Source organism: Streptomyces sp. NRRL B-24484 (genome assembly GCF_000717715.1).
In the GTDB taxonomy this organism is placed as follows: domain Bacteria; phylum Actinomycetota; class Actinomycetes; order Streptomycetales; family Streptomycetaceae; genus Kitasatospora.
Genome location: NZ_JOAI01000008.1, coordinates 71,969 through 95,640, shown reverse-complemented (window position 1 = coordinate 95,640; position 23,672 = coordinate 71,969). Strand labels below are relative to the sequence as shown.

The 23,672-nt window shown below is 74.0% G+C and carries 25 protein-coding genes and 1 pseudogene; 14 read left to right on the top strand and 12 right to left on the bottom strand.

What is annotated here, in order from left to right; genetic code table 11:
- Nucleotides 1–138: 138 nt before the first annotated feature.
- On the top strand, nt 139–636 hold the full coding sequence (locus IE98_RS0109855) for a hypothetical protein (protein WP_030267474.1): 498 nt from the start codon (nt 139–141) through the stop codon (nt 634–636).
- Nucleotides 637–738: 102 nt separating this feature from the next.
- On the opposite strand, the gene IE98_RS0109850 is transcribed toward IE98_RS0109855, so the two are convergent.
- On the bottom strand, nt 739–1,164 hold the full coding sequence (locus IE98_RS0109850) for a MarR family winged helix-turn-helix transcriptional regulator (RefSeq protein WP_030267471.1): 426 nt from the start codon (nt 1,162–1,164) through the stop codon (nt 739–741).
- Between the two features lie 75 nt (nt 1,165–1,239).
- Between IE98_RS0109850 and IE98_RS0109845 the strand changes: the two genes are divergently transcribed.
- A complete protein-coding gene (locus tag IE98_RS0109845) occupies nt 1,240–2,559 on the top strand; it encodes an aldehyde dehydrogenase family protein (RefSeq protein WP_030267468.1) in 1,320 nt (439 codons plus the stop codon).
- Between the two features lie 161 nt (nt 2,560–2,720).
- Here the strand turns inward: IE98_RS0109845 and IE98_RS0109840 are convergent, their stop codons facing one another.
- Nucleotides 2,721–3,416 (bottom strand): type 1 glutamine amidotransferase domain-containing protein, encoded by a 696-nt coding sequence (locus IE98_RS0109840; protein WP_030267466.1) that lies wholly within the window; start codon nt 3,414–3,416, stop codon nt 2,721–2,723.
- Between the two features lie 128 nt (nt 3,417–3,544).
- A complete protein-coding gene (locus tag IE98_RS0109835) occupies nt 3,545–4,300 on the bottom strand; it encodes a PP2C family protein-serine/threonine phosphatase (RefSeq protein ID WP_030267463.1) in 756 nt (251 codons plus the stop codon).
- A gap of 174 nt (nt 4,301–4,474) precedes the next feature.
- Here IE98_RS0109835 and gcl point away from each other — a divergent pair, with 174 nt between their 5' ends.
- Nucleotides 4,475–6,256, top strand: a complete 1,782-nt coding sequence (gene gcl, locus IE98_RS0109830) for a glyoxylate carboligase (protein WP_199922890.1) — start codon at nt 4,475–4,477, stop codon at nt 6,254–6,256.
- Between the two features lie 149 nt (nt 6,257–6,405).
- Here the strand turns inward: gcl and IE98_RS50695 are convergent, their stop codons facing one another.
- The 3 genes and pseudogenes from IE98_RS50695 to IE98_RS0109815 all read right to left on the bottom strand — a co-directional run bounded on the left by IE98_RS50695 (nt 6,406) and on the right by IE98_RS0109815 (nt 8,558).
- Nucleotides 6,406–6,564, bottom strand: coding sequence for a hypothetical protein (locus tag IE98_RS50695; RefSeq protein ID WP_234443478.1), 159 nt, complete (start codon nt 6,562–6,564; stop codon nt 6,406–6,408).
- 278 nt (nt 6,565–6,842) lie between these two features.
- Nucleotides 6,843–7,271 (bottom strand): annotated as a pseudogene (locus IE98_RS52540) (alpha/beta fold hydrolase); the annotation flags it as partial.
- Between the two features lie 81 nt (nt 7,272–7,352).
- On the bottom strand, nt 7,353–8,558 hold the full coding sequence (locus IE98_RS0109815; RefSeq protein WP_030267457.1) for an alginate lyase family protein: 1,206 nt from the start codon (nt 8,556–8,558) through the stop codon (nt 7,353–7,355).
- A gap of 267 nt (nt 8,559–8,825) precedes the next feature.
- On the opposite strand from IE98_RS0109815, the gene IE98_RS0109810 reads away from it, so the two are divergent.
- Entirely contained in the window at nt 8,826–10,721 is a 1,896-nt protein-coding gene (locus tag IE98_RS0109810; protein ID WP_030267450.1) for a ricin-type beta-trefoil lectin domain protein, read from the top strand.
- Nucleotides 10,722–10,791: 70 nt separating this feature from the next.
- Here the strand turns inward: IE98_RS0109810 and IE98_RS0109805 are convergent, their stop codons facing one another.
- The gene (locus tag IE98_RS0109805; RefSeq protein WP_052390348.1) at nt 10,792–11,061 is read right to left on the bottom strand and encodes a hypothetical protein; all 270 of its coding nucleotides are present in this window, start codon (nt 11,059–11,061) and stop codon (nt 10,792–10,794) included.
- A 39-nt stretch (nt 11,062–11,100) separates the two neighbouring features.
- The gene (locus IE98_RS48980; RefSeq protein WP_159400869.1) at nt 11,101–11,256 is read right to left on the bottom strand and encodes a hypothetical protein; all 156 of its coding nucleotides are present in this window, start codon (nt 11,254–11,256) and stop codon (nt 11,101–11,103) included.
- A 117-nt stretch (nt 11,257–11,373) separates the two neighbouring features.
- Between IE98_RS48980 and IE98_RS0109795 the strand changes: the two genes are divergently transcribed.
- Nucleotides 11,374–11,997, top strand: coding sequence for a TetR family transcriptional regulator (locus tag IE98_RS0109795; protein ID WP_030267444.1), 624 nt, complete (start codon nt 11,374–11,376; stop codon nt 11,995–11,997).
- A 12-nt stretch (nt 11,998–12,009) separates the two neighbouring features.
- Here the strand turns inward: IE98_RS0109795 and IE98_RS0109790 are convergent, their stop codons facing one another.
- Entirely contained in the window at nt 12,010–12,312 is a 303-nt protein-coding gene (locus IE98_RS0109790) for a hypothetical protein (RefSeq protein ID WP_043173815.1), read from the bottom strand.
- A 127-nt stretch (nt 12,313–12,439) separates the two neighbouring features.
- Here IE98_RS0109790 and IE98_RS0109785 point away from each other — a divergent pair, with 127 nt between their 5' ends.
- The 5 genes from IE98_RS0109785 to IE98_RS0109765 all read left to right on the top strand — a co-directional run bounded on the left by IE98_RS0109785 (nt 12,440) and on the right by IE98_RS0109765 (nt 17,679).
- A complete protein-coding gene (locus tag IE98_RS0109785; protein ID WP_030267440.1) occupies nt 12,440–13,279 on the top strand; it encodes a S1 family peptidase in 840 nt (279 codons plus the stop codon).
- Nucleotides 13,280–13,439: 160 nt separating this feature from the next.
- A complete protein-coding gene (locus IE98_RS0109780; RefSeq protein ID WP_030267437.1) occupies nt 13,440–14,066 on the top strand; it encodes a TetR/AcrR family transcriptional regulator in 627 nt (208 codons plus the stop codon).
- A 38-nt stretch (nt 14,067–14,104) separates the two neighbouring features.
- Complete coding sequence (locus tag IE98_RS0109775; protein ID WP_030267435.1) at nt 14,105–15,730, top strand: acyl-CoA dehydrogenase family protein; 1,626 nt, start codon at nt 14,105–14,107, stop codon at nt 15,728–15,730.
- Nucleotides 15,727–16,608 carry an amidohydrolase family protein gene (locus tag IE98_RS0109770; RefSeq protein ID WP_030267433.1) on the top strand — a complete coding sequence of 294 codons (882 nt, stop codon included), beginning with the start codon at nt 15,727–15,729 and terminating at the stop codon, nt 16,606–16,608. The genes IE98_RS0109775 and IE98_RS0109770 overlap by 4 nt, the downstream gene beginning before the upstream one ends.
- Before the next feature lie 207 nt (nt 16,609–16,815).
- On the top strand, nt 16,816–17,679 hold the full coding sequence (locus IE98_RS0109765; protein ID WP_030267431.1) for a DMT family transporter: 864 nt from the start codon (nt 16,816–16,818) through the stop codon (nt 17,677–17,679).
- Between the two features lie 19 nt (nt 17,680–17,698).
- Here the strand turns inward: IE98_RS0109765 and IE98_RS0109760 are convergent, their stop codons facing one another.
- Entirely contained in the window at nt 17,699–18,487 is a 789-nt protein-coding gene (locus IE98_RS0109760) for an inositol monophosphatase family protein (protein WP_052390347.1), read from the bottom strand.
- Between the two features lie 120 nt (nt 18,488–18,607).
- Between IE98_RS0109760 and IE98_RS0109755 the strand changes: the two genes are divergently transcribed.
- Together IE98_RS0109755 and IE98_RS0109750 are read left to right on the top strand one after the other, a co-directional pair.
- Nucleotides 18,608–19,591 (top strand): Lrp/AsnC family transcriptional regulator, encoded by a 984-nt coding sequence (locus IE98_RS0109755; RefSeq protein ID WP_052390346.1) that lies wholly within the window; start codon nt 18,608–18,610, stop codon nt 19,589–19,591.
- Between the two features lie 38 nt (nt 19,592–19,629).
- On the top strand, nt 19,630–19,881 hold the full coding sequence (locus tag IE98_RS0109750; protein WP_030267423.1) for a DUF2277 domain-containing protein: 252 nt from the start codon (nt 19,630–19,632) through the stop codon (nt 19,879–19,881).
- On the opposite strand, the gene IE98_RS0109745 is transcribed toward IE98_RS0109750, so the two are convergent.
- Nucleotides 19,850–20,353, bottom strand: a complete 504-nt coding sequence (locus IE98_RS0109745; RefSeq protein WP_030267420.1) for a DUF2269 family protein — start codon at nt 20,351–20,353, stop codon at nt 19,850–19,852. The two genes, IE98_RS0109750 and IE98_RS0109745, sit on opposite strands and share 32 nt — an antisense overlap.
- A gap of 136 nt (nt 20,354–20,489) precedes the next feature.
- Entirely contained in the window at nt 20,490–21,197 is a 708-nt protein-coding gene (locus tag IE98_RS0109740) for a 4'-phosphopantetheinyl transferase family protein (protein WP_043173814.1), read from the bottom strand.
- A 262-nt stretch (nt 21,198–21,459) separates the two neighbouring features.
- On the opposite strand from IE98_RS0109740, the gene IE98_RS0109735 reads away from it, so the two are divergent.
- A complete protein-coding gene (locus tag IE98_RS0109735; RefSeq protein WP_030267414.1) occupies nt 21,460–21,813 on the top strand; it encodes a CU044_2847 family protein in 354 nt (117 codons plus the stop codon).
- Between the two features lie 12 nt (nt 21,814–21,825).
- Entirely contained in the window at nt 21,826–23,640 is a 1,815-nt protein-coding gene (locus tag IE98_RS0109730; RefSeq protein WP_030267411.1) for a trypsin-like peptidase domain-containing protein, read from the top strand.
- The last annotated feature ends 32 nt before the right edge of the window (nt 23,641–23,672 follow it).

Sequence of the window (23,672 nt, the reverse complement as noted above, 5' to 3'; positions counted from 1 at the left end):
GGACATGATGCCCCGGAACCGGCCGGACGCAGGTCAGGCCACGCGCGCCGGATGCGTGCGGCAAGGCGGCCACGGGGCGGCCCTCCGCTGACGGGAAGTCAGTCGCATGCCCGTGCGGGGGGTGGGTAGGTCTGGGGCATGGGACCCCTGGCGCCGAACCCCGTCGAACTCGTCCTCGGTCTGGTCTGCTTCTTCTTCGTGTTCCTGGTGCTCGGCCGGCGCGTGCTGCCGCGGATCGAACGGACGCTCGCGGAACGCGAGGAGGCCACCGGCGGCCGGCTCGCCGTGGCGGAACGGATCCGCCACGAGGCCCTGGAGCTCCGCGGGGAGCGCCGCGCGCAGCTGGACGCCGCCCGCCACGAGGCGGCCCGCATCCGGCAGACGGCGGCCGAGGAGGGCGCGGCCCTGGTCGCGGCGGCCCGGGCGGAGGCCCAGCGGGAGCGGGAGGAGCTCGTCACGGCGGCGCAGGTGCAGCTGGCGGCGAGCCGGGTGATCGCCGAGGCGGAGCTGCGGGAGGACGTGGTGACGTCGGCGGTGGAGCTGGCCGGCCGGGTGGTCGGCGAGCCGCTGGCCGGGCTGCCGCGGACGGAGGCCGCCGTCGCACGGTTCCGCGCCGAGCTGGAGGCGGCGGACTGAACGGGCGACCGCGGGCCGATCGGGCGCCGCGGGCTGAACGGTCGGCGGTGGCCTGCCCGGGCGTTCCCCGGCCCGGGCCGGCCCCGGTCGGTCCGCGCCGTTTCAGTCCTGCGGCCGGCCGAGCAGGTCGCCGAGCCGGTGCAGCAGCGGGAGCAGGGCGCCGCGCTCGGTGGGGGTGAGGCCGGCGAGCGCGCCGTGCACGGTGTGCATCTCGGCGCGCAGGGTACGGGCGAGCCGGTGCCCGTCCGCGGTGGCGTGCACGGTCTTGCTCCGGCGATCCTCGGAGGAGGGGGTCCGGGCCACCAGTCCGCGGGCCTCCATCCGGGCGACCAGCCCGGTGGCGTTGGAGGCGTCGCACACCAGGTGCTCGGCGAGCGCGCTCATGCTGAGCGGGTGGTCGAGGGCGATGAGCGCGCGGGCCTGGGTGGTGCTGAGCCCGTGCCGCCCGGCGACCGTCGCCAGGTCGTCGTAGTAGCCGCGGACCACGCGGGCGAGCGGCTCCACCAGCTCCGACGCATCTGGATTCACTTGACATCCTCAAGTAACTGGCGTTTCCTGACAGCAGGTAGTTGAGGATATCAACCATTCCCTGCGAGGACCCCCATGAACGACCGCCCGGCCGAGCAGCCCGCCGACCTCGTCGCCCGCCTCCGTGCGGCCTTCCGCACCGGCCGCACCCGGCCGCTGTCCTGGCGCACCGAGCAGCTGCACCGGCTGCGCGCGCTGCTCACCGAGAACGGGCCGGAGCTCGCCGCGGCGCTCGGCGCCGACCTGGGCAAGAGCGAGCAGGAGTCGATGCGCACCGACGTCGACTTCGTGGTGCGGGAGATCGACCACACCCTGGCGCATCTCGCGGACTGGCTCCGGCTCGAGGACGCGCCGGTGCCCGAGCGGCTGGCCGGTGCGCAGGCGCGGACGCAGTACGACCCGCTCGGCGTCGTCCTGGTGATCGCGCCGTGGAACTACCCGGTGCAGCTGCTGCTGGCGCCGGTCGCGGGGGCGCTGGCGGCCGGCAACGCGGTGGTGGCCAAGCCCAGCGAGCTGGCGCCGGCCACCTCGGCGGTGCTCGCCCGGCTGCTGCCCGCCTACCTGGACACCGGGGCGGTCGCGGTGGTGGAGGGCGGGGTGCCGGAGACCACGGCGCTGCTGGCCCAGCGGTTCGACCACATCTTCTACACCGGCAACGGCGCGGTCGGCCGGGTCGTGATGCGGGCCGCGGCCGAGCACCTCACCCCGGTCACCCTCGAACTGGGCGGCAAGTCCCCGGCGTTCGTCGACGCGGGGGCGGACCTCGCGACGGTGGCCGAGCGCCTGGTGGCGGGCAAGTTCCTCAACGCGGGCCAGACCTGCGTCGCCCCCGACTACGTGCTGACCGACCCGGCCACCGCCAGGGCCCTGGAGCCGCTGCTGGCCGGGGCGGTGGAGGCCCGGTACGGGGCGGACCCGGCGGCCTCGCCGCTGTACAGCCGGATCGTCAACGAGCGGCACTTCGACCGGTTGGCCGCGCTGCTGGACTCCGGCCGGACGGTGGTCGGCGGCGGCCGCGACCGGGCCGCGCGCTACCTCGCGCCGACCGTGCTCGCGGACGTGTCGCCCGACTCGCCGGTGATGCAGGAGGAGATCTTCGGGCCGATCCTGCCGATCGTCGAGGTCGCGGGCCTCGACGAGGCGATCGACTTCGTCAACGACCGGGACAAGCCGCTCGCCCTGTACGTGTTCAGCCCCTCGGAGGAGACCCGGCGCCGGCTCGCCGAGGAGACCTCCTCGGGCGGGCTCGGGTTCGGCCTGCCGCTGGCTCACCTGACCGTCTCCGACCTGCCGTTCGGCGGGGTGGGGGAGAGCGGCATGGGCAGCTACCACGGCCGCTACTCGATCGAGGCGTTCAGTCACCGCAAGGCGGTGCTGGAGGTGCCGGTCGGCTGACCGGTTCCCGCAGGAGGCGGAAGCGGAAACGGGCGGGAGCCGGTGGTCGGCTCCCGCCCGTTCTGCTTGATGATGTCAAGCAGTTGTCGCTACCGCTGGACCTGAGGGGCCTGCGAGACCTGAGGGACCTGCCGGGCCGGCGGTACCTGCGGGCCGCTGCCTCAGCCGATCGCCTTGAGCAGTTCCTCGGCCAGCGGGCCGGAGGAGGCCGGGTTCTGGCCGGTGTGCAGGGTGCGGTCGGTGACGGTGTACGGCGCCCACGGCTCGCCCGCCGCGTAGTCGGCGCCGAGTGCGACCAGGCGGTCCTCCAGCAGCCAGGGGGCGCGGTCGGCGAGACCGGCGAGCCGCTCCTCGGTGTTGCTGAAGCCGGTCAGCCGGTACCCGGCGAAGGTCGGCGTGCCGTCCGGGCGCACGGCGGCGAGCAGCGCGGCCGGACCGTGGCAGACCACGCCGAGCGGCAGACCGGCGTCCAGCACGGAGGTGAGGAGCCGGCCCGAGTCGGCGTCGACCGCGAGGTCCTCCATCGGGCCGTGGCCGCCGGGGTAGAAGACGGCCGCGTAGTCGCCGAGGTCGACGTCGGTCAGCGCGAGGGGGTGCTGAAGCGGCTCGGCGGCGGCGATCGCGGCGGCCGCCCCGGCGGCGTTCTCCTCGCCGCCGAGGGCGCCGGCGGAGAGGCTGCCGGCGTCCGCGCTCGGCCGCACGCCGCCCGGCGTGGCCACCACGACCTCGTGCCCGGCCGCGGTGAAGGCGCGGTACGGGGTGAGGAACTCCTCCGCCCAGTAGCCGGTGGGGTGCTTGCTGCCGTCGGCCAGGGTCCAGTGGTCGGCGCCGGTCATCACAAACAGGATCTTCGCCATGTCGGCGGTCACTCCTTCGTTGGGCTTTCCCCCGACGCTAGGCCGCCGACCGGCGGTCGGGCCAATAGGTGGGCCGATGGCAGCCATCGGGATCCCGATGGTTCACCCGGCCGGCGGCCACGGCCCGCTCATTCGTCGATCCGCACCAGCGCCAGGGTGATGTTGTCCGGCCCGCCGGCCTCGATCGCGGCCCGCCACAGCTCGAAGGCGGCGCGCTGGTCGTCCTCGCCGGCCAGGACGGCGGCCAGTTCCTCCGGCGGGACCGGATCGGTCAGGCCGTCGCTGCACACCAGGTAGCGGGCGCCGACCACGGTGGGCAGGCGGCGCAGGTGCGGCTCGACCTCGCGGCGGACGACCGTGCCGCCGAGGGTGCTGGTGACGATGTTGGTGGTGCGCCGGCCGGGCGGGGGCGGCGGGCTGTCGTCGGTGCTGAGCAGCCGCAGTCCGGGCGTGCCGGGCGGTCCGGTGATCTCGAAGACCTGGCTGTCGCCGATGTTGAACACCAGGACGTGCTCGGCGCTCAGCACGAGTCCGGCGACGGTGGTGCCCGTCCCGGTGAGGTCCGGGTCGGCCTCCGCGGCGTCGTACAGGGCGGTGTTGCACGAGCGGAGTTCACTGCGGACGTCGTCCTCGGAGCGCAGGCCGGTGCCGGCCGCGGCGAGTCGGCGGGCGGTGAGCGAGGAGGCGACCTCGCCGGCCGGGTGCCCGCCGAGACCGTCCGACACCGCCACCACCACGGGGGTGCCGCCGAGCGGGAAGAGCAGGGTCTGCGGGCTCTCGGTGACGGTGGCGCAGAGCGTCCACGGCCCGACGGTCAGGCTGTCCTCGTTGTGGTCGCGCACCAGTCCCTCGTGGCTGAGTGCACTCACGGCGATGTACGGCATGCGGCTCGCCCCCTCTCCCCTCCCATTGTGGTGCCCGCCGGGCCACCCCCGCCGAATGCTTCAACGATCTGTTGAAACCTACCTTGACGCCCCCCGCGGCCCCGGCTTACTTTGATTCCGCAGTTCAGAATCAGCATTTCACATCGCGGAACTTCCGCCGGGCAGGAGAAGCCGATGCCTCGAATGACAGCCGCCCGCGCGGCAGTTGAGATCCTCAAGCGCGAGGGCGTCACCCACGCGTTCGGTGTTCCCGGCGCGGCGATCAACCCCTTCTACGCCGCCCTCAAGGCCGCCGGGGACGTGCACCACACGCTGGCCCGCCACGTCGAGGGCGCGTCCCACATGGCCGAGGGCTACACCCGTGCCAACCCCGGCAACATCGGCGTCTGCATCGGCACCTCCGGGCCGGCCGGCACCGACATGATCACCGGCCTGTACTCGGCCATCGCGGACTCGATCCCGATCCTGTGCATCACCGGGCAGGCCCCGGTCGCCCGGATCCACAAGGAGGACTTCCAGGCGGTCGACATCGCCTCGATCGCCCGCCCGGTCACCAAGGCGGCGACCACCGTGCTGGAGGCCGCACAGGTCCCCGGCGTCTTCCAGCAGGCCTTCCACCTGATGCGCTCCGGCCGCCCCGGGCCCGTCCTCGTCGACCTGCCGATCGACGTCCAGATGACCGAGATCGAGTTCGACCCGGAGACGTACCAGCCGCTGCCGGTCTACCGGCCCACCGCCACCCGGGCCCAGATCGAGAAGGCGATCGACCTGCTGCAGGCCTCCGAGCGGCCGCTGATCGTCGCCGGCGGCGGCGTCATCAACGCGGACGCCTCCGACCTGCTGGTCGAGTTCGCCGAGCTGACCGGCGTCCCCGTGATCCCGACCCTGATGGGCTGGGGCACCGTCCCGGACGACCACCCGCTGAACGCCGGCATGGTCGGCCTGCAGACCTCGCACCGCTACGGCAACGCGACCTTCCTGGAGTCCGACTTCGTCCTCGGCATCGGCAACCGCTGGGCCAACCGCCACACCGGCAACCTCGACGTCTACACCAAGGGCCGCACCTTCGTGCACGTCGACGTCGAGCCCACCCAGATCGGCCGGATCTTCGCCCCCGACTACGGCATCGCCTCCGACGCCCGGGCCGCCCTGGAGCTGTTCGTCGAGGTCGCCAAGGAGCGCAGCGCCGCCGATGCCCTCAAGGACCGCAGCGCCTGGGCCGCCTCCGCCCAGGAGCGCAAGGCCACCCTGCTGCGCCGCACCCACTTCGACGACGTGCCGCTCAAGCCGCAGCGCGTCTACGAGGAGATGAACCGCGCCTTCGGCCCGGAGACCCGGTACGTCACCACCATCGGCCTCTCGCAGATCGCCGGCGCACAGATGCTGCACGTCTACAAGCCGCGGCACTGGATCAACTGCGGCCAGGCCGGTCCGCTCGGCTGGACGATCCCGGCCGCGCTGGGCGTCGCCACCGCCGACCCGGAGACCCCCGTCGTCGCGCTCTCCGGCGACTACGACTTCCAGTTCATGATCGAGGAGCTGGCGGTCGGCGCCCAGCACCGGATCCCCTACGTCCACGTCCTGGTGAACAACTCGTACCTGGGCCTGATCCGCCAGGCGCAGCGGAACTTCGACATCGACTTCCAGGTCAAGCTGGAGTTCGAGAACCTCAACTCGCCGGAGCTGGGCGTCTACGGGGTCGACCACGTCAAGGTCGCCGAGGGCCTCGGCTGCAAGGCGATCCGGGTCACCGAGCCGGACCAACTGCTGCCCGCCTTCGAGGAGGCGAAGAAGCTCGCCGCCGAGTTCCGCGTCCCGGTCGTCGTCGAGGCGATCCTGGAGCGGGTCACCAACATCGCGATGAGCGGCACCGACATCGCCAGCGTGGTCGAGTTCGAGGAGCTCGCCACCGAACCCGGCCACGCCCCGACCGCCGTCCGCCCCCTCGCCGGCTGACCCCGGCTGACCCCGGCCGACCTCCCGAACCACCCGCATCACCCTCCGGGACCGCCCGGGCGACCCGATCGCCCGGGCGGTCCTGCCGTGTGAGGGGAGCCGGCGGGGGCGTGTCCCCGGAGCCCGTGGATGCGCCACCCCTGACGTGGTCACCCGAGCAGCGCGGTCAGTCGGGCGGCGAAGGCCCGGGGGTGGGTGAGGTTGCCGTTGTGGCCGCCGGGGAACTCGGCCGGGGCGGTGCCCAGGCGGTCGGCGAGGAGGGCGGCGCAGCGGCGGTCGAAGACCTGGTGCGGGGTGGTGCGGCCCACGGCCGGGACGATCCGGGTCGGGCCGTCGCGCAGGGCGTCGAGGTCGGCCGGTTCGAGGCCGCCGGCGAGGATGGTGTCGATGTCGCGGGTGAGGAAGCCGGCGAAGTTCGCCGCGCGGGCCTCGGTGATCGGTTCGGCGGTGACGTCCGGTTCGGTGTCCTGGTGGTCCGGGTCGATGCCGAGTACGGCGGTGACCCGGCGGACGGCCGCGAGCCAGCCTCGTCCCGGTAGGTGCGGGTGACGGCGCGCAACTCGCCTTCGGTGGCGGTGCGTTCCGCGGCGGGCAGCAGCTCGGGGACGGCGGGCTCGTGGGCGATCAGCGTGTGCAGCGCTCCGGGGCGGCGTACCGCCAGGCGGAGTCCGATCGCGGCGCCGAAGCTGCAGCCCAGCATCAGGGCGGGCCGGTCGGCCAGTGCGGTCAGCAGGCGGTGGGCGTCGTCGGCATGGGTGGCCATGGGTACCGGGCGTGACGGATCGTCGGGTGTGCTGCGGGAGAGGCCGCGGCGGTCGTAGGTGACGACGGTGAAGTCGTCGACGAGCCGGCCGACCGGCGCCGCTCCCTCGTCCGCAAGGCCGCCGAGGTCTCCGAGCGTTCGGCGCTGGCCGCCGCCGCACCCGTCGACCCGGCCGTCGCCGCCGCACTCGGCACCGACGACCCCGCCGCACTGGCCGAGGTGCTCGCCGCCCTCGACGTCCTCGGCCGGCACCTCACCCCCGAGTCCGTCCGGCGACTGCGGGACGCCGGCCCGGCCGGCCGGGGGTGAGGGCGGCTTCGTTCCGGGCGCGCCTCAGGACGGGTTGTTGGCGTGGGTGAGGGTCTCCCAGGCGGTGAAGAGGTTGTCGGTGCCGGCGGGGCGGCGCTGCTCGGTGAGCTTCTGGGTGTTGTCCATGCCGTAGCCCAGGCGGTTGTGCAGGGCGTTGAAGCCGACCTCGGTGACCGGGCCCATGTGCTGGGAGAGGCTGCCGCCGCAGAGCCAGGACGGGACGGCCGTGCCCAGTTCGTACTTGGACTGGAGGCCGAGGGCGTGCCGCAGCCGGTCGGCGACCTCCGGGTAGAGGTCCTGGCCCTGGATGCGGCTGGTCTCGGCGACGTGCGCGATCGCGGACAGGCCGTAGCCGGTGTGGGTGAGGTCGCGGCAGGTCTCCTGGGTGAGACCGTCGACGAAAGTGGACTGGCCCTGCCAGTACTTCACGATCTCGTCCCGGGTGTCGAGGCCGCTGCCGGGCACCGTCTTCGGCAGGGTGCCGTCGGAGGCCAGGTAGATGTAGGCGGGCACCCGGTTGCGGAAGGTCGCGACCGCCTTGTCGTACACCGTGCGGTCGTTGAGGAAGACGGCGATGCCGATGGTGGCCTCGGTCATGCTCAGCTCCCAGTTGCCGTTGGAGCGTGAGCCGTTGACGACCTTCGGCAGGTAGACGCCCCGCAGCATGGCGCCGAAGCGGTCGACCTTGTCGGCGGGCCAGCCGTTGTAGGTGTAGCGGATGATCTCGGCGGCCCGCGGCCAGGTGGAAGCCGCCCAGGCGCTCTGCAGCGGGGCGTTGCTGTTGGTGTGGTCCTTCACCGTGCCTGACCAGGCGTCCATGATCTGGACGGCCTTGGCGGCGTAGCGGGTGTCCCGGGTGATCGACCACTCCAGGGCGAGGGTGTACGCGGCCAGGGCGTCCTCGCGCTCGTCGGTGCAGCCGTAGTCGGGGTTGGAGTACGAGCCGCACTCGACCACCGCGCGGGGCTTGGGCGTCCGGCTCAGCGAGGCGTACTTGCTGGCGTGCATCTGGTCGTAGGCGCTCTTCCACGGCTGCGCCCCGGCCTGCACCTTGGTGCGCACGAAGTCGAGTTGGGACTTGGAGAGCAGGACGCCGGGGTGGGCGAACGCGGTCGGCGCGGCCTCGGCCGGCGCGGGCGCGGTCGCGCTGATGCCGACGGGTATCGCGCAGACGAGGGCGAGCAGCGCGGCGGCCGCGGGAAGCCTGCGGCGGCGGTGGCGACGGTGCATGGGTCCTCCGGTCGGTGGGGGCGACGGGAGCTGGAGTCAACTAGTCCGGTGATGGCCACGTCAAGTCAACTGGAAACTTTCCTGTCAGACGATTCGTCAACTCGTGGCACATGATCACCGAGCAATCGCTCTCCTGTGTTCACGAGTTGACAGGAATTTGGTTCAGACCAGCCGCTTGACGGTGATGAGTCATCAGGAGTTGAATCTGGACCGCCGGCCGGCAGTCGCACTTCCCCACCCACCCCCACACCGAAGGCGAATCCGATCATGGCCTGGCCCCCACCCCACCATGCCGCCCGCACGCGCCGGACGGCCGCCGCGCTGCTCTCCGGCGCCCTGGCCGCGACCGGCCTGCTGGCCGGAGCTCCCGGCGCGCACGCGGCAGGCGAAACCGTGAACGTCTGGCTCACGACCACCGACGACGCCGGCGGTCGGCACGTCACCCGCGGGCTCGCCCAGCAGGCGGCGTTCACCTTCAACTCGGGCTCCGGCAGCGGAGGTCAGCTGATCTCGGTCGACGAGTCCACCCGCTACCAGCAGTTCACCGGCGGCGGCGCCTCGTTCACCGACACCGCCGCCTGGCTGATGAACAGCAGCGGCGCCCTGAGTGCGGCCACCCGCGACGCCACCATGCGCAAGCTCTTCTCGCCGACCGAGGGCATCGGGCTGTCGTTCCTGCGCAACCCGATGGGCTCCTCCGACCTGGCCCGCTACGGCTACACCTACGACGACCAGCCCGCGGGCTCGGTCGACCCGGCGCTGAACGGATTCACGATCGGCCACGACCTCGCCGACGTGCTGCCGCTCACCAAGCAGGCCAAGCAGCTCAACCCGGCCCTCACCACCATGGCCTCGCCGTGGACGGCGCCCGCCTGGATGAAGGAGAGCGGCAACCTCAACGGCGGCTGGCTGAAGGCCGAGTACTACGGCGCCTACGCCCAGTACTTCGTGAAGTACCTGCAGGCGTACCAGGCGCAGGGCGTCCCGGTGAACTACGTGACGGTGCAGAACGAGCCCACCTGCTGCGGCGGCTACCCGTCGATGAGCTGGAACGGCTCCGGCCTTGCCTACTTCACCAAGACCAACCTGCTGCCGGCGCTCGCCGGTGCCGGCCTGCCGGCCAAGGTCCTGGCCCTGGACTGGAACTGGGACCAGTACAACGGCTACGCGGCGCCGGTGACGGACGACGCGGCGATCCGCACCCACCCCAACTTCGGCGGCATGGCCTGGCACGGCTACGGCGGCGACGTCTCGATGCAGACCGCCGTGCACAACCAGTACCCGACGGTGGACGCCTTCGACACCGAACACTCCGGCGGCACCTGGATCGGCAACCAGCAGCAGGAGGACATGCGCAACATCATCGACTACACCCGCAACTGGGGTAAGTCGGTGACCAAGTGGAGCCTCGCCGTCGACCAGAACATGGGCCCGCACTACGGCGGCTGCGGCACCTGCACCGGCCTCGTCACCGTCCACAACGGCGACTCCCGCAGCGGCCAGGTGGACTACACGGTCGAGTACTACACCATGGGCCACCTCACCAAGTTCGTCCGCCCGGGCGCGTACCGGATCGCCTCCACCGCCAACTCCTCGGTGCCGAACGTCGCCTGGCAGAACCCGGACGGCTCGAAGGCGCTGGTCGCGTACAACGACAGCGGCAGCGCGCAGACCGTCCGGGTGGTCTGGGGCGGGCAGAACTTCAGCTACAGCCTGCCCGCGAAGACCTCCGCCACCTTCACCTGGGCCGGCACCCAGGGCGGGGGCGGCGGTGCGACCGGCCGGATCACCGGCCTGGCCGGCAAGTGCCTGGACGTCGCGGGGGGCACCTCCGCCAACGGCACCGCCGTGCAGCTCTACGACTGCAACGGCACCGGCGCCCAGGACTGGACGGTCGGCACCGACGGGACGGTCCGCGCCCTCGGCAAGTGCCTGGACGTGGCCTCCGGTTCGACCGCCGACGGCGCCAAGACGCAGCTGTACGACTGCAACGGGACGGGTGCCCAGCAGTGGGCGTACAACCCGTCGACGCACGACCTCGTCAACCCGGCGGCGAACAAGTGCCTGGACGTGACGGACAACAGCCCGGCCAACGGCGCGCGGATCCAGATCTGGACCTGCACCGGAGCGGCCAACCAGAAGTGGACGGCCCCGACCTCCTGACGGGCCGGTCGTCCACGGGCGCGCGCCCGGTCCCGCCGCAGGGGGCAGGACCGGGCGCGTCGTCGTTGCGTCAGGCGCCGAGCTGCCAGACGGTGCCGTGCCCGGCCAGGGTCGCCACCACCAGGACGGCGAGGTCGGCGACGCCGAGCGCGATGCCGAGCAGGGCCCGGCCGCGCCGGCCGGTGCCGCGGACCAGGGCGAGCGTGCCGAGCACGATCGCGACCGGGCCGAGCACCAGGTTGAAGAGCAGCAGCCCCGGCAGGGCCAGCAGGAAGGAGGCGACGGCCATCTGGTCGCCGTCGGCGGCGGTGCGGGTGCGGGCTGTGGCGAGCTGTTCCATGGCAGGACTCCGGTGGGAGGTCGAAAGGGTGCCGGGTTGTCAGCGGTGCCGGGTGCGGGCGATCCGCTCGCGGGCGCCGAAGGCGAGCAGCCAGAGCGCGATCGCGGCGGAGGCGGCCAGGAAGACCGGCATGGAGGTGTGGATCGCGGCCCCCGCGAGGAGGCCCATGGCGACGATGACGATCAGAAGGCTCACGGCAGGTGTCCTCTCCCCGGTCGGCGGCCGATTCGGTGTACGACTGTTCGCCGACTTCTCCATCCTACGCGCTCCCGGGGCTCGCAAAAGTCGGCAAACGGTTGTTTACTGAATGATGTGAGTCACACCCCCGGGGTCCGCCAGGCCCAGAAGCAGCAGAGCCGCCGCGCCCTCCTCGACGGAGCCCTCGGCCTGCTGGAGCACCAGAACCTCAGCGGCATCGGCGTGCGCGAGGTGACCCGCGAGGCCGGGCTCTCGCCGGCCGGGTTCTACCGGCACTTCCGCGACCTGTCCGAACTGGCCGTGGTGCTGGTCGAGGAGTCGCTCGCCAGCCTGCACGGGATGATCCGCCGGGTGCTGGCCGAGTCCGGGGACTCCGAGCAGCTCATCGACCGCTCGGTCGAGCTGATCGCCGACCACGTGCGCGAGCACCCGGCCCACGTGCGGTTCCTCGCGCGCGAGCGGCACGGCGGGGTGCGGGCCGTCCGCGAGGCGATCGCCGCCGAGTTCGAGCGCTTCGCCGAGGAGGTGGCGGCCGGCCTCGGCGCCCAGCCGGCCTCGGAGGGCTGGTCGGAGGCGGACGTGCGGATGCTCGCCGGACTCTACGTCGAGCACATGGTGGCCACCGCCGCCTCCTTCCTGGAGGCCGGCCCGGCGGGGGAGGCGCGGATCGCCCGCACCGCCCGCACCCAGCTCCGGCTGATCACCACCGGCCGCCGCCACTGGCTCGACGGGGGCTGAAAATCCCGGGGGCTACGGCCGGAGGTCCTGACCGCCGCGGCCGCTCGGGTCGGCCGTCGGCAGGTCCTCGTGCAGCCCCGCCGGCGGGCGGGTTCGGTCGAGTTCCTCCAGTGTCGTGAAGACGGCCTCGTAGGCGACGGCCCGGGCGAGGAGCGTCAGGTCGTCACGGTCGGCCCCGGCGTCCAGCAGGCGGTCGGCCGCCGTCGATCCTTCCAGGGCGCCCGGGGCGGCCCAGCCGTCGACGGCGCCGTGCCGGAGCGCCCGGAGCAGGGCGTCGCGGGCGGGCTGCGGCGGGTCGTCCTCGATCTCGTTCATCGCGGCGGAATGCCGTACGGGCGGCTCCCGAGGGGCGGTTGTCGTAACCGGTAATTCATACAGGCATATTGACGCGACGTCATGGACACGCCAGGTTTGGAGGACCCCCACTCCGAGAGGCCCTCCCATGAAGAAGCCGCTCATCGGCGCGTCCCTGGCCCTGCTGCTCGGCGGCGCCACCGCGCTGGCCGGCGCCGCCCCCGCCGCAGCCGCCACCAAGGGCGCCGCGCCCGTCGCCGTCGACTTCGCCGGCACCGTGGCGCTCAGCAACTGCTCCGGCTCGGTCGTCCGGCTGCCCGGCTCGGTCTCCACCGACCCGGCCCTGGTGCTCACCAACGGCCACTGCCTGGAGACCGGCATGCCCTCGCCCGGTCAGGTGATCACCAACCGCTCGTCCAGCCGCAGCTTCACCCTGCTCAACTCCTCCGGCGGCAGCCTCGGCACGCTGCGCGCGAACAAGGTCGTCTACAGCACGATGACCGACACCGACGTGACGCTCTACCAGCTGACCAGCACCTACGCCGCCATCCAGTCCCGCTACGGCATCGCCCCGCTCACCCTCTCGGCGAGCCACCCGGCGGCCGGCGCCTCGATCAAGGTGGTCTCCGGGTACTGGAAGAAGATCTACTCCTGCAGCGTGGACGGCTTCGTCTACCGGCTGAAGGAGGGCGGCTGGACCTGGAAGGACTCCGTCCGCTACACCTCCAGCTGCAACACCATCGGCGGCACCTCCGGCTCCCCGGTCGTCGACACCGCCACCGGCCAGGTCGTCGCCGTGAACAACACCGGCAACGAGGACGGCGAGCGCTGCACCGAGAACAACCCGTGCGAGGTCGACCAGAACGGCACGGTGACCGTCCGCAAGGGCATCAACTACGCCGAGGAGACCTACCTCATCCCCGCCTGCTTCGCCGCCGGCAACAAGCTCGACCTGAACCGGGCCGGCTGCGCGCTGCCCAAGCCGTAGCCGTACCCACGCCCGTACGGGCCCGACAGCCAACTGCCGCCCCTCCCCGAGGGCCGTCCGCCGACCGGCGGGCGGCCCTCGCGGCGTTCCCGGACCGGCCCGGGCGCGCCCGGCGCCGCCGCCCTTCTCGAAGCAGTGAATCAGTGCTTCAATGCTTGGCATGGCATACCGACGCACCCCCGCCGTCCAGGCCCGGCTCGACGCCCAGCGCGCCGCCGTGCTCCAGGCGGCCGTCGCCCTGCTCGCCGAGCGCGGCTACGCGGGCTGCTCGGTCGCCGCGGTGGCCGAACGCGCCGGCATCGCCACCGGCTCCATGTACCGCCACTTCGCCGGCAAGTCCGACCTCGCCGTCGAGCTCTTCCGCACGGTCGTCGGCAGGGAGGTCGCCGCCGTCACCGAGGCCGTCGCCCGCGAGTCCACCCCGCAGCGCCGGGTCGCCGCCGTCGTCGAGACCTTCGCCGCCCGTGCGCTCAAGGCACCCCGCCGCGCCTACGCACTGCTCGCCGAACCCGCCGACCCGGTCGTCGACGCCGAACGCCTGGTCTTCCGCCGGGCGTTCCGCGACCTCATTGCCGCACAGATCGCCGACGCCGTCCGGAGCGGCGAACTCCCACCCCAGGACGCCGAACTGACCGCCGCAGCCCTGGTCGGCGCGATCGGTGAGGCCCTCGTCGGCCCGCTCGCCGCCGGTGGCGACCCCGGCGACACCATCCCCGCGCTCACCGCCTTCGCGCTGCGCGCCCTCGGCACCCCCGAGACCGCACCACCGCCCCGCACCGCCCGCTGACCCCCGAAGACCCTCAGACCACCGCCCAGGAGGACGGCATGCCGACGCACGAGGTCACCAACCAGGTCCCCGACCCGTACGGCCACGACGTCGCCGCCGACCCGGCGCTGCTCGCGGCCCTGCACCGGGCCGGCGCCGGCTGGGCCGAGGACGAGCTCCACGAACTCGGGCACCTCGCCGGCTCCGAGGAGGCCGACACCTGGGGCCGCCTCGCCAACGAGAACCCGCCCGTCCTGCGCACCCACGACCGCTACGGCCACCGCATCGACGAGGTCGAGTTCCACCCGTACTGGCACCGGCTGACGGACACCGCCGTTCGCTACGGCCTGCACGCCGCCCCCTGGGCCGACGACCGCCCCGGCGCGCACACCGCCCGCGCCGCCAAGTTCTACGTCTGGGGCCAGGTCGAGGCCGGCCACACCTGCCCGATCTCCATGACTTACGCGGCGGTGCCCGCCCTGCGCGCCACCCCCGCGCTCGCCGAACGCTACGAACCGCTGCTCTCGGCCCGGGAGTACGACTTCGGGCTGCGCGAGCCCGGTACCAAGCGCGGCCTGATCGCCGGCATGTCGATGACCGAGAAGCAGGGCGGCTCCGACGTCCGCGCCAACACCACCACCGCCGTCCCGCACAGCGACGGCAGCTACCGGCTCACCGGCCACAAGTGGTTCACCTCCGCACCCATGTCGGACGTCTTCCTCACCCTCGCGCAGGCCCCCGGCGGACTGAGCTGCTTCCTGCTGCCCCGGGTGCTGCCCGACGGCAGCCGCAACCCGATCCGCCTCCAGCGACTCAAGGACAAACTCGGCAACAAGTCCAACGCCTCCGCCGAGATCGAGTACGAGGGCGCCACCGGCTGGCTGGTCGGCGAGGAGGGCCGCGGCGTCCCCACCATCATCGAGATGGTCAACATGACCCGCCTCGACTGCACGATCGGCGCCGCCTCCGGCATGCGCTACGGCACCGTCCGCGCCCTCCACCACGCCACCCACCGGCGGGCTTTCGGCGCCGCCCTGGTCGACCAGCCGCTGATGCGCAACGTCCTCGCCGACCTGGTCGTCGAGTCCGAGGCCGCCACCACCGTGGCCATGCGGCTCGCCGCCGCCACCGACGCCGCCCTCGCCGGGGACGAGCAGGAGACCCTGCTGCGCCGCCTCGGCCTCGCCGTGTCCAAGTACTGGGTGTGCAAGCGCGGTCCGGCGCACGCCGCCGAGGCGCTCGAATGCCTCGGCGGCAACGGCTACGTCGAGGAGTCCGGCATGCCCCGGCTCTACCGCGAGGCCCCGCTGGTCTCCATCTGGGAGGGCTCCGGCAACGTCGCCGCCCTGGACACGCTGCGCGCCATGGCCCGCCGCCCCGCCAGCGTCGAGGCCTTCCTCGCCGAACTCGACACCGCCGCGGGCGCCGACCGCCGCCTGGACGCCGCCACCGCCGCGCTGCGCAAGCAACTCGGCGACCTCACCGACCTGGAGTACCGCACCCGCCGGCTGGTCGAGTCGATGGCACTCACCCTCCAGGGCTCGCTGCTCGTCCGGTACGGCGACCCGGCCGTCGCCGACGCCTTCTGCGCCTCCCGGCTCGGCGGGGACCGCGGACTCGCCTTCGGCACCCTGCCGGCCGGCACCGACACCGCCGCGATCCTGGACAGGGCCGTCCGGCGGTGACCGAGACCGGCGAAGTCCGCGCCTTCTGGCAGCAGCTGGGGCTGCCCGGCCTGATCGACGTGCACACCCACTTCATGCCCGAGCGGGTGCTCGACAAGGTGTGGGCCTACTTCGACGCGGCCGGGCCGCTCACCGGGCGGCCCTGGCCGATCGCCTACCGGCACGCCGAACAGCAACGCATCGACACCCTGCGGGAGTTCGGCGTCCGCGCGTTCACCGCCATGCTCTACCCGCACAAGCCCGCGATGGCCGCCTGGCTCAACGCCTGGGCCGCGGACTTCGCCGCCCGCACCCCCGACTGCCTGCACACCGCCACCTTCTACCCGGAGCCCGGCGCCGCCGAGTACGTCGCGGCCGCGATCGATCGCGGCGCCCGGGTGTTCAAGTCGCACGTGCAGGTGGGTGCCTACGACCCCGCCGATCCGCAGCTGGACGGCGTCTGGGGCCTGCTCGCCGAGGCCGGCGTCCCCGTCGTCACGCACTGCGGGTCCGGCCCGGCCCCCGGCAAGCACACCGGCCCCGGACCGACCGGCGCCGTGCTCGCCCGCCACCCCCGACTCCACCTGGTGGTCGCGCACATGGGCCTGCCCGAGTACGCCGACTTCCTCGACCTCGCCGACCGGTACCCGAACGTCCATCTCGACACCACCATGGCCTTCACCGACTTCACCGAACGCCTGGCCCCCTTCCCGCCCGGCCTGCGGCCCCGCCTCACCGACCTGCAGGACCGCATCCTGCACGGCACGGACTTCCCCAACATCCCGTACGGCTACGGGCATGCGCTGCAGGCGCTCGCGGGTCTGGGGTTGGGGGAGGGGTGGTTGCGGGCGGTGTGCTGGGGGAACGCGACGCGGTTGTTCGGGGTCGCCGGGGGCTGATCCGCTGCGCGGGGCGGGACGGCCCGGGTCGGGCCGCTGCGCGGGGCGGTGTGCGGTGGTGCCGTCTCCGGTTCGGGTCGTTGTCCTTGGGTCCCCGGTGGCGGCGCCCCTGAATGGCTGGCGCCGGGGTGGGGTGCGGCGCGGTGCGCCGGGGGTGCGGGGCGGGCGGGTGAGACTGGGCGCACCCGGTGAAGGGAACCGCCCGCCTTGCTCCCCGTCCTGTTCGCCCTGTGCGGCGCGATCAGCAACGCCCTGGCCACCGTGCTGCAGCACCGCGCCGCGCAGACCGTGCCGCGCTCCTCCGGCTTCCGGTTCGGCCTGCTGCGCGACCTGGCCCACCGCCCGGTCTGGTTGGCGGGCATCGCCGCGGTGACCGCCGCCGCGCTCTTCCAGGCGGTGGCGCTGGCCCGCGGCGCGCTCTCCGTCGTCCAGCCGATCTTCGTCCTGGAGTTGCCGTTCGCGCTGGTCATCGCCTCGGCGATGTCCCACCAGAACCTCTCCCGCCGGGCCTGGGCGGCTGTCGGCTGCATGGTGTTCGGCCTCGGTCTCGCCCTGGGCGCCGCCGCGCCGACCGCCGGCACCATGCACGTCCCGATGGCCCGCTGGATCCCGGCGCTCATGGGCTGCGGCGCCGCGATGGGGGTGCTCTGCGCGGTGGCGCTGCGCCGTCCGCCCGGCGGTGTCCGCGCCGCCTGCCTGGCGGGCGCGGCGGCCGTCGGCAACGCGCTGACCGCCGCGCTCATCAAGTCCTCCACCCATCTGCTCGACAAGCACGGGCTGGAGGCCTTCCTCACCGCCTGGCAGACCTACGGATTCGCCGTCGCCGGCGTGGGGGCGCTCTACCTGCTGGAGAACGCCCTGCAGTCCGGGCCGCTGGTGGCCTCGCAGCCCGCGCTGACCCTCGGTGACGCGGGGGTCAGCCTGCTGCTGGGCGTCCTGCTGTACGAGGAGACGCTGCGTACGGGCCTCTGGCTGATCCCCGAGACCGTCGGCGTCGCGCTGATCGTCGTCGGCGTCGTGGTGCTCGCCCGGACCCCGTTGACCAGCACCCTGATGAGCCCGAAGGACTGACACCGGCCGACCTCGGCGCTCACCGCACCTGCGCCAGCACCGCCAGCGCCTCGGCGTGCACCCCGGGTGCGGCCGCCAGGAAGCCGTCCGAGGCCGCCGTCCACGGCCCGCCCGCCGTGTCGGTGACCACCGCGCCCGCCTCGGCGGCTATCAGGGCGCCCGGCAGCAGGTTGGTGCCGTCCTGGCCGTACTCCCAGAAGAGTCCGAGGTTCCCGGCGCCGACCTGGGCCACCTGCAGGGCGGTCGGGCCGAGGTTGCGGACGGCCAGTGCCCCGCCGAGCATCGCCGTCAGCGACTCGCCGGCCCGCCGCCGGGCGACCGGGTCCCCGGCCACCGTCGGCGGCTGCGCGGTGGCCGCGACGGCGACCTGCAGGGTGCGGGGGAGCGGGGCGATCGGCCGTCCGTCGAGGTGGGCGCCGCCGCCGAGCAGTGCGGTGTAGGTGGCGTCCTGGCGGGGTGCGTGCACCACGGAGAGCACGGCGGCGCCGTCCCGGACGAGGGTGGCGGTGACCGCCCAGTGCGGCAGCCCGCCGAGGTACTGGACGGCGCCGTCGGTGGCGTCGCAGACCCACCACTCGCCCTCGGCGGGGATGTCGCCGTCCAGCTCGTCCTCGCACCATCCGGCGGACGGCCGCAGTGCGGTGAGCCGCTCGCGCAGCTGGGCGGCGGCGGGTCCGTCCACCGCGCGGAAGGCGGCCATCGCCTCGGCGAGCCCGGTCGCGGGCACCGGCGCCGGGCTCTGCAGGGCGGCCAGCCGCTCGCCGACGGCGTGCACCGCGTCGATCGTCCCGGACAGCGTCTTCTCCACGGGGGCTCCTCTCGGTCGCGGCCGGTCCCGTTCCGGCCGGCTGGGGCATGGACGAGGAGTACCGTGGTCGCGGCGGACCAGGACCCTCAATCGGCCGAGTGCGGCGGAGATCGGACATCGGTGGACCTCGAAGCGGTGGATCCGGACAGTCGGCTGGACGCGCTGGACCGGCAGCTGGTCTGCGCCCTGCAGATCGACGGCCGCGCGGAGACCGGCCGGATCGCCGAGGTGCTCGGTGTCTCGACCCGCACGGTGACCCGGCGCCTCGCCCGGCTGCTCGGCAGCGGCACCGTCACCGTCGTCCTCATGCCGGACGTGCGGGACCGCGCGGTGGGCGCCCTGCTGCTCAGGGTCCGCGTCCTGCGCGGCAAGGTGGAGACCGTCGCGCACGCGCTGGCGGCCCGCCCGGACGTGCCGTTCGTCGACATCATGCTCGGCGGCAGCGAGGTGGGCGCCGTCGTGCTCACCGACGCCGGCTCCCGCGACCGCCTGCTCCACGGCCAACTCCCCGCCACCGGAGCCGTCCTGGAGACCGGTGTGCACGCCGTGCTGCACGCCTTCGCGGACGCCGGGCAGTGGCACTCCGGCCACCTCGCACCCGAACAGGTCGCCGCCCTCGCCCCGCCGGCCCCCGTCACCGCGGCACCCGCCACCGATGCGCTGGACCGCGCTCTGCTCGACCTGCTCGGCCGGGACGCGCGCCGGTCGCACGCCTCCCTCGCCGCCGCCTCCGGCGCGCCCGAGTCCACCGTCCGCCGGCGGCTGCACCGGCTCGCAGAGGGCGGACTGCTGCGCACCCACGCCACCGTCGACCCGCGGCTGCTCGGCATGGCGGTCGACGCCAACCTCTGGCTCGACGTGCCGCCCGGCCGGCTGACCGAGGTCGGCGCGGCACTGGCCGGCCGTCCGCAGGTGCACGGCGTGCTCGCGACCAGCGGCCCGACCAACCTGATGGCCACCGTCTTCTGCGAGGACCACGCCGCCCTGTTCCGGTTCACCACCGACGTGCTCGGGCCGCTCGGTGTCACCCGCGCGGAGACCGCGATCGTCGCCCGGGCGGTGAAGCGCGCCGGCGTACGCCTCCCGGGCCCGATCCGCCGATGACCGCCCGCAGGACGGGCGCGCCGGGGCAGACTGGGGGTATGTGCCGATCGATCAAGACGCTCAGGCCGCCGGAGACGCCGGAGGTCACCACCGACGACGTCCACGCCGCGGCCCTGCAGTACGTCCGCAAGGTGTCCGGCTTCCGGGCGCCGGCCGCCCACAACAGGGAGGCCTTCGAGCAGGCGGTCGCGGCGGTGGCCGCCGCGACGCTGGAACTGCTCGAAGGCCTGGAGATCCGGGGTGCCGGACGGGTGGAGGTCAGGCCCCCGTCGTCGACCCCGGTCGGATGACCATCAGCACCACGACCACCGCCCACAGCAGGTTGAAGACGCCGGCGGTCATCGGCAGCAGCTTGAGGCCGCGCTCCGCCCGCTCCCGGTCGTCGCCGCGGGAGTGGGGGGCGGGGGTTCCCGCCTCGGCGTCCAGGGTGTCGATCACGGACTGCTGGGCGGGCACCACGAACAGCAGCAGCGATCCCGCCGACAGCGCGGTGATCACGATCGAGGCGATCAGCCAGCTCTGGCCGAGGACGTCCATCACCTGGGCGACCCCGATGCCGAGCAGCGGGACGGCGATCCCGAGCAGTGCGTAGACCTGGGTGATCCGGTGCAGCAGCCGCACCGAGGCGGCCGCGGTCGGCTGGTCCGCACCGGAACCCAGCGCCGCGGCCGCGCGCCGCGGGAACATGCTGACGGCGACCGCCACCGGGCCGATGAACAGCACCGAGGCCAGCACGTGCAGGCTCAGCAGGAACTTGGCCATGGGGAAGTCGTCCTTCGCGCGGCGGGGAGGAATGGGCGGACCTGCGCGGATGCGGTCCGGCGCGGCCGTCGCCGACGCTAACACCCCTTACGCGGACGCCTCCGGACACCCCTGGACGTCCACGGGCCCGCAGCCGTCACCCCCGGGCGAGCAGGTCGTCCGGCGGCAGGAGCCGGACCGGCCGGGTGCTGACCGCGGCGACCAGCGCCCCGCTCCCCGGGAGGGTCCAGTCCAGCAGGTGCAGGTCGCCGTGGCGGTGCAGGGCCGGGCCGGGGCCGCGCGGGTCCAGCGGCAGCGCGGAGAGGTCGACGGAGGCGAGGGTGTCCAGGCTCGCCCGGCCGATCTTGATCATCGCCTCCTTGCGCACCCACTGCCGCAGGAAGGCCCCGTCCGGGTCCGGATGGGCGGCCACCAGGGCGGACTCGGCGGCGCCGAGCACCCGGTCGTGCAGGTCGGCGGTGCCGTCCCGGCCGCCCGGCAGTTCGACGTCCACCCCGACCGGGACGGGCCCGGCCGCCGCGGCCACCACGCCCTCGGTGTGCGAGAGGCTCAGCCCCACGCCCGGGTGCCCGGCCAGCACGGGTGCGCCGTGTCCGGAGAGCCCGCAGTCGGGGCAGTACTGCTCCAGCACCAGCCCGGCGACCGGAACACCCAGCAGCCGCGCCGCGCAGACCCGGACGAGCAGGTGCGCGGCGACGAAGTCCAGCCGGTTCCGCTCGCGGTGGAAGCGCGCCGCACGGTCCCGTTCGACCGGGGTCAGCAACTCCTCACCGAGGCCGGGCAGCGCCAGCACCCCGGCACTCCCCGCGACCGCCACCAGCCCCCCGCCGGCCGTCCCGTCCACCCGCTCGCCCTCCTCGGTTCCGGTCGGACCACCCTAGTGCCGCACCCGCCCCGTGCACCTGCTCCGTGCACCTTCCTCGCGCACCCGCCCGTCCGGCGGGATCCGGCCGGGCACGGCGGGGCGGATCAACCTGACATATTGTCATGTTCCTTGAAGATTACTGATGTCAACCCCGTCGGAACCGCTGCGCCACGGCCTGTGCTGTGCGACCATCGCCAAGGAATTCGGCTGACAGTACGGCTTGACACGGTGGGGAGTGCCCATGTCGCACTACGTGGAGTTCCTGACGGCCGACGGCGCGGTGGTCCGGGTGGAGAGCACCTCCCAGGCCCCCGCGGCGTACGGGATGCAGCCGGTCGGGCGGGGCAGCGGCGACGCGGTCGTCCGCGCCTCGGAGACCTTCGAGCACGCCTTGGGCGGCGTCCGGGCCGCCGCCGAGGCCGCGCTCGCCGTCCTGCGCGACGGCAGTCTGCGGCCGGACGCGGTGGAGATCGAGTTCGGCGTCAAGCTCTCGGCCGAGGCCGGCGCGCTGATCGCCCGGACGGCCGCCGACGCGCACCTGACGGTCAAGCTCTCCTGGTCACCCGGCGCCACCGGGGAACGGGCGGGGCACTGACCGGACGTGCCGATGCAGGACGTCCGCTGGCTCGCCCGGATCGACACCGCCGGGCCCGCCGGGCCGCTGACCGGCGCCGGCATCCTCATCTCCGACCGCGAGGTGCTCACCTGCGCCCACGTGGTGCACGGCGTCCAGGAGGCGGAGGTCCGGCTGGTCGCCCACCCCGACCTGCCGCCGCTCACCGGCACCGTCGCACTGCGCGGCCCCTGGCCCGAACTCCCCGGCGGCGCGGGGGACGTGGCCGTCCTCGAACTCCACGAGCCGGTCCCCGCGCAGATCGCCGCACCGGCCCCGTTCGCACCGCTGCACCGCTGGGCCGGGCCGCCCGCCCCCGCCCTGGTCGCCTACGGCTTCCCGGCCGGCCACGACACCGGCCTCAGCAGCGAGATCCGGCTGACCCGCGGCGGCTTCCGGATCGCCGGCGAGCTGGTGCAGTTGGAGCACGAGGGCACCGGCATGCCGCTCTCCCCGGGCTTCAGCGGCGGACCGGTGGTCATCGCCGCCACCGGCGAGGTGGCCGGGCTGGTCACGGCCGCGCTCGACACCCTCGGCGTGCCGCGCGGCCCCGACGACCGGAGCCGGCCCGCCGCCCGGCTCGGCCAGATGCTGCCCGCCGAGGCCGCCGCCCGGTACGTCCCGCAGCTCGCCGACCGGCTCACCGGCGCCGCGCTGCCCGCCCACGCCGTCCGCGGACTGCGGCTGCTGCTCGGCGCCGGCCCGCCGCCCGCCGACCCGCTGGAGCTCTACCGGGCCGCCGTCGGTCCGCTCGGCTGCCCCGACCCGCCCAGCCGCCCCACGACCCTCTGGGACGCCGGCTGGTACCTGCTCGCCGAGGTCCCCCGGCCGCCGCACGGCCCGCACCCGGTCGTCCACTTCGCCCACCACGTCGCCGAGGCCCACACCGACCAGGCCCTGCGCGAGGGGCTGCTGGACTGGCTGGAGCGGCACCGCGACACCGCTCCCGCCACCGGGCGTCGCCGCGAGCGCTGGCGGCCGATCCTGGTCGAGATCGCGCCGAGCGGCGCCGGGCCCGCCATGTTCCACGTCGCGGTCGCCTCCGTCCGCGACGGCCGGATCGGCGCCGCCGACTCCCGCACCGTCCCGCGGCTGCGCCTCAAGCACGCCGTCCGCGACCGCATCGACCACGAACTCGGCCGCCTGGAACCGGACGGTGCGGAACTCGTCATCTTCTCGCTGCCCCGCAAGTGGCTCACCGAGCCGGTGCACGGCTGGGCGCGCCGGCGCACCGACTACGGCCCGCTCGGGGCCGACCACGCCGTCGTCGTGGTCGACGCGCAGCGCCGCGCCGACCCGGCCGCCCGCCGCCAGCTCGAACTCAAGTGGGCCCCGCTGCGGGCCGCCGCCGGCACCCGGCTGCACCAGCTGCGCTGCACCGAACTCCCGGACGGCAAAAGGCTCTACCACCGGCTCAGGCCGCCCGAGCGGGTCGAGCTGCCGGCCCTCCCCGGCCCGCCCCGGGGCGCCCCGTACGAACCGCTGCTGGCGGCCGCCCTGCGGGCCGGCGTCCCCGCCGTGCTGTGGCCGGGCGAGACCTGCACCGCCGACCACACGCACACCCGGACCTGCCGCAACGAGCGATTCCTTGCCAGACTGGCGGAGGAACTGGCCGACGTCGCACCTGCCGACCTGCCGCGCCGGGTCCGGGAGTTGCGGCACGAGGCGGAGGAGGCGGCAGACCCTTCGCAGCACTGGGCGGCGGGCCTGGTGCTGCTGTGGGAGGACCCGGCGGTGCTGCCCGGCCCGCACCGCCCCTACCGCGTCGTCCCGACCGCACCGCCGCCCCACGCCGCGGGCCCCGAGTGAGACCCGGACCGCCGAAGGCCCCGACGAGTGAG